General features: G+C 59.4%; 2 protein-coding genes and 2 pseudogenes. 1 reads left to right on the forward strand and 3 read right to left on the reverse strand.

Going from position 1 to position 3103, the window contains the following annotated elements; translation table 11 throughout:
- Positions 1–140: 140 nt before the first annotated feature.
- A pseudogene (locus MKK68_RS29200) lies at positions 141–431 on the forward strand (porin); the annotation flags it as partial.
- A gap of 127 nt (positions 432–558) precedes the next feature.
- Here MKK68_RS29200 and MKK68_RS29205 read toward each other — a convergent pair.
- The 3 genes and pseudogenes from MKK68_RS29205 to MKK68_RS29215 all read right to left on the reverse strand — a co-directional run.
- Positions 559–1458, reverse strand: a complete 900-nt coding sequence (locus tag MKK68_RS29205) for a hypothetical protein (protein WP_244033700.1) — start codon at positions 1456–1458, stop codon at positions 559–561.
- Positions 1459–2034: 576 nt separating this feature from the next.
- Positions 2035–2187: pseudogene (locus MKK68_RS29210) on the reverse strand (DUF4113 domain-containing protein); the annotation flags it as partial.
- 122 nt (positions 2188–2309) lie between these two features.
- The coding region (locus MKK68_RS29215) for a BLUF domain-containing protein (RefSeq protein ID WP_244033701.1) at positions 2310–3103 on the reverse strand (794 nt) is incomplete at its 5' end.

Here is a 3103-nt window from a genome sequence, read left to right on the forward strand (position 1 = left end):
GATCGACGTGCAGGTCGGTGATCTGATCGTCTCCAACTTGCATCATTCCAACCAGCACGTCACCACGAACGGCGACGATGAAGCTTCGCCACTCATTCTCAGCCTGCAACCGTGCGGGGTCAAAAGCGGCGAAGGCTTGCAACTCGGTCGGCACGCCCGGCACCCGGTTCTACCAGCTCAGCCAGGCGCTTCGCGACACCTACCAGTTCGTCGCCGGCGCGAGCCTGATCTGGTCGCCGGTGAAGGACCTCGATATCGGTGTGGAAGGCCTCTACACCCAGATCGGCGTCAAGAACGGCCGCGTGATCGACACCGACAAGGATCCGACCGCTTACTCGCGCATCGCCGCGATCAACGCCGGCGGCGTCGTTCGCACCACGGTCAGCGACGACGTCTTCCAGGCCAAGGTCCGCGTCCAGCGCGACTTCTAAGTCAACTCGATACGTGCGCGGCCTGCATTGGTTGCGCACATACTCGCATAGAGAGCCGAGACTTACTTAGGGCCCAGCTGAAAAGCTGGGCCTTTTGCTTTTTGACGCATTTCTAGTCCATGCCTCGCTAGGGGACGATCCCTAATCGGGCTTGAATTGCGCTGTCTTCCAACAGAACGCTTTGCCGGTCATGCACGGATGGCCCAAGGGGATGCGCAGTTGCAATGACCTTTTCCTCACCGACACTAATAACCCCAACATTGAAGAGGCCTAATTTTTTTCTGAGCGATATAAGGTCATCAGTTGACACCCAACTTGGAGCGCAAAGATAATACTGAGCGAAAAATGTTGCTTCAACGGCTGCTTTCAAGGCTGCTTTCGTTGCAACCTGTGAATTGACATCACCAAAAAATCTCAAACCCTCGAACGCAGCAAGACAAAGTTTGCCATCGCTCATGAAATCGACGTAAAAATTTGGGTGACAGTAAGGATATCGACCAGGCCATATCTTAAGTCGTCCAACTGACGAACCTTGTGGCAAACCCAGGATCTGTTGGAGAGCGTCTTTATTTGACAGGTTTTTGAACAGCTTATCTGTAAACGACTTGGACGATTGCAGGCCTGCACTCATTGCAGAAATCTTGCTTGTAGGGTCCTTTTTAGTTTGGTCATAGATGTTACGCAAATTGCGCAATGTAAGCTGATCTGTGCTACGAACTATTTTCTTAGCCTGACCTTCATTTGCTTTCGCAATGCGGGTAACTACTTCAAGATTTGACATGGGCCATTCAAGTGCATGGGCTGGCAACTCATGCGAACTAATAAATTTTTGTATGAATGCGTATGTTCTGATGCCGATCCAAAGCTGGCTAGTTGTATAGCCGGTTAGATGTGCAGCAACTTCGACCCAGGGCCTGCCTTGGTCGTCGACGCTGCCTGGTGTCATGAGATCGCGAAGAGCTTGCACGATGAGAGGCCAAGGCACTTCTCTCGAACGTGCGTCGGTAAGCACCTCTATCGGATCCATAGGAACTTCCCTCGATTTAACAGCTGTTTGAGCGGTAGTGGTTCTATATCAAGTCGCCGCCTCCGGCTGCGTAGGCGCGTTGCCAAGGTCGCAAAAGCCATCGTTCTTGGTCGCGTCGCCCTTGCGCTGCTGCTAGGCCAGCGCGTTAATCGGGTCTAAGCGTCCTCGAACGCACTTGGGATCGGTGCACCGCCAAGTCACCCCGTCGCCGCATCTAGCGTCGGAAACCCGACGATGACGCCGTCGAGAACGACGTTATGGCTGTCGGTTGAGAAAAGATCGAGGTTGCCCACCTCGGCATAGGGCGTCGTTCAGGTCCGGGACGGCAAGCCCGCGCGCCCGTCGCCTCCCTCGACTCCGATCATGGCGCGACACGCCCGACCATACTGATTCGGCTGCCGGGTGCTGACCACCTGTTGGTGATCGCACGTCTGGGTTAGGCGGAGATACACGTCATAAGATTGGCATGCTTGCCGACCCGCTGTCGGAGGCGAGCCTAGTCGTAGGTGCCGCGCCGTTTGCACGGCGTACACTCCACGACGAGCCGTCGCCCCCGGTGATCGCACAAGCACTCTATCAGCCCACCACCGCGATCGGCAGCTCGCCGACCTGCGTCGTGTAGCGCGACGTCTGCATCTCGAACTTCGTGCTTCACGTCCGCTTGTCGACAATACCGGCACGCGCCGGCACGACGCTGCCGCGGCCGAAGAAGGCGTTGCCTGCGTCGATCACCACTTACCAAGCAGGGTACTCAGCCCACTCATCGAACATCGCGGTCGCGTTTGCCGACTGGATACAGCTGAACAAAATCAAGCGACGAGGATGGCTGCAGAAGTCCCTGGGTGAACTGGTTAAGCGGACCGTGCGCCAGAATGGCCTGAGGGATGAGAGGATTCATGGATGTCGCCCGCCTCCTGGACCATCGCCGCGGCAAGAAGGCGTGCGCGCTCGGCCCAGCGGTCCCGTTCCGTCTGCAGGGCCTCCATCTGGTCCTGGTGCAAGACCAGCGCGACCTGAAGCGCGTCGATCTCCGTCCGGAGCTCGCTCGTCCGTTGCCGCTCGCTCGCCAGGGCGGTTTTGAGCACGGACAAGGCGGCGTCCGCTGCACTACCAGCCGAGCCCGTCGCCTCGCCCCGCGGGCGGGCGCGCGGACCGACGAACGCGATCGGGCCGGCCAGGACCGCGTCGGGCGCCGGCGGGATTCGGGGGGCCGCATCCTCTCGCCGAAGCTGCGCGATCTCCGTTCGCAGCTGCTCGACGTCGAGGCCCATTGCGGAGTGTACCTCGGCCGGCGAAGCATTCGCCACAGGGGCCGGCACTCGTTCCTCCTCCAGCACGAGCCCGTGCAGCATCGCGAACACGGCGTCGCCGTCCAGGCGCGAGAGGTCGAAGCCACTCTCCGCCGCCAGACGGCTGAACTGCGCCTGTCCCCCGGCGGACTGTCCAACGAAGGCCATCGACCAGTTCGCGAAGCTGCGCTTCTCCGTCGGCCCGCATTGGAGGACCGTCACGTCGCCGTGCCGATCGTCGCACTGGATCCGCTCGAACGTCTCCTCGACCTGCCGGCGCGGCCCTTCCAGCACCTGGGCGAACGCGCCCGCATTGAACATCAGCGCCCCACTTACATTGGATCGACCGTTGTTCC

The sequence above is a fragment of the Methylobacterium sp. E-016 genome (assembly GCF_022829745.1).
Taxonomy (GTDB): domain Bacteria; phylum Pseudomonadota; class Alphaproteobacteria; order Rhizobiales; family Beijerinckiaceae; genus Methylobacterium.

Coding starts and splice junctions, on each gene's coding strand:
- MKK68_RS29205 (WP_244033700.1), bottom strand. CDS start 1,458: ATGGATCCGATAGAGGTGCTTACCGACGCACGTTCGAGAGAAGTGCCT.